The organism is Streptomyces sp. NPDC047981, from assembly GCF_040653315.1.
Taxonomy (GTDB): Bacteria; Actinomycetota; Actinomycetes; order Streptomycetales; family Streptomycetaceae; genus Streptomyces.
Genome location: NZ_JBEZNQ010000195.1, coordinates 1 through 1,656, shown reverse-complemented (window position 1 = coordinate 1,656; position 1,656 = coordinate 1). Strand labels below are relative to the sequence as shown.

The window sequence follows — 1,656 nt, the reverse complement described above, 5'->3', positions numbered from 1 at the left end:
GCGTCCGGGGGCCTGGCGGGCGGCCCAGTTCGCGGGCTCGCCGTAGGCGGGCGCGCGGCGCTGGGCGGGCACGCCGGGGCGGTACGGGCCGTGGGCGGTGGGGCGCTGCCAGTCCGGGTCGCCCATCACGAGCAGCGGGTCGAACATGACGACCACGGCGGCGAGGAGCAGGAAGACCGCCGGGCCGATCAGCATCGGCAGGAGGAGCGAGGTCGCGGAGTCGCCGCCGCCGACGGCGCCGCCCCTGCCGTGCACATGGACGTTGACGGCCGCCATGGCCGTGTAGTGCATGCCGCTGACGGCGAGGCCCATCACCATGCTGGCGCCGACGCTGGCCATGAAGCCGCGGACCGAGACGGCCGCCCAGAGGGCGGTGGTGGCCGCGACGACGGCGATCACGACCGAGAGGGCGACGGTGAGCGTGTCGTAGTCGATGGTCCCCTGGAGCCGCATTCCGGCCATGCCGAGGTAGTGCATGGTCGCGACGCCCAGACCGGTGATGGTGCCGCCGGTGACCAGGGTGAGCGCGGTGGCGCCGCGGTAGCCGACGATGAAGATCCCGATGCCCACCATCAGGATGGCGACGCCCAGACTGGCGAAGGTGATCGGGCGGTCGTAGCTGATCGGCGCCCGGTCGACGGAGAAGCCGATCATCGCGATGAAGTGCATCGTCCAGATGCCGGTGCCTATCGACGTCGCGCCGAGGGCCAGCCAGCCCGCCTTGAAGCTGTCGCGGTGCCGCAGGGATCGCGTGGTGCAGCGCAGGCCCAGGGCGCCGCCGAGGCAGGCCATGAGAAAGGCGGCGACCGGTGTGACCAGGCCGTAGCTGAAACCGTCGACCGTGCCCTGCATGAGCGCCTGCCCTCCACTCCGTGGTGTCACGTCGTCCGAAATCCGTCGGTACCGCTGAGTAGTCCTTCCGGGGCGAGATTATGGCGCGCCGAGGGCCGCACGACCACGAGGTCCGGGAATTGCCACCGGCGAGACCGAGACGAGACCGGGCCGTGACAGCGGCGATGTCAGTGGCCGGTCGTACGGTGAGGGGCATGGACACCACGGTGGAATGGGCGGTCGTGCCGAGCGACATCGGCCCGCTGCTGCTCGCGGCGACCGATCGCGGTCTGGTGAGCGTGGTCTTCCACGCCGACGAGGCGGTACGGGAGGCGGCGGTCGGCCGGCTGGCGGGGCAGCTCGGCGCGGAGCCGGTCGAGCGCGCCTCGGGCAGGCTCGCCGAGCCGATACGGCAGCTCGACGAATACTTCGCGGGCGGGCGGCACTCCTTCGAGCTGCCGCTCGACTGGACGCTGACGACCGGCTTCAACCGCCAGGTGCTGCGCGAGCTGGCGGAGGGGGTGCCGTTCGGGGCGGTGGTCGGATACGGGGACCTGGCGAAGCGGGTCGGGCAGCCGGGCGCCGCCCAGGCCGTGGGGGCGGCCATGGGCGCCAATCCGCTGCCGGTGGTCGTGCCGTGCCACCGGGTGGTGGAGAGCGACGGCGGCATCGGCGGCTTCGGGGGCGGCCTGGAGACCAAGCGGATCCTCCTCGCTCTGGAGGGCGTACTGCCACAGCCGCTGTTCTGAGATGCGGACGTCCGCCGGGGGGCGGGCGGGCGGGCGCCGGGCTGGGCTGGGCTGGGCCGGCGACGAGGGGACGGGT

General features: G+C 73.0%; 2 protein-coding genes. One reads left to right on the top strand and one right to left on the bottom strand.

Going from position 1 to position 1,656, the window contains the following annotated elements:
• Positions 1–852 (bottom strand): MHYT domain-containing protein (locus tag AB0E14_RS39695; RefSeq protein WP_362430456.1); only part of this gene is annotated, 852 nt, incomplete at its 3' end.
• A gap of 194 nt (positions 853–1,046) precedes the next feature.
• Here AB0E14_RS39695 and AB0E14_RS39690 point away from each other — a divergent pair.
• Positions 1,047–1,580 (top strand): methylated-DNA--[protein]-cysteine S-methyltransferase, encoded by a 534-nt coding sequence (locus AB0E14_RS39690; protein ID WP_362430453.1) that lies wholly within the window; start codon positions 1,047–1,049, stop codon positions 1,578–1,580.
• Positions 1,581–1,656 lie beyond the last annotated feature (76 nt).

What these genes read in the sequence shown, in the direction of transcription:
- AB0E14_RS39690 (WP_362430453.1), top strand. Translation starts at nt 1,047, where the DNA reads ATGGACACCACGGTGGAATGGGCGGTCGTGCCGAGCGACATCGGCCCG.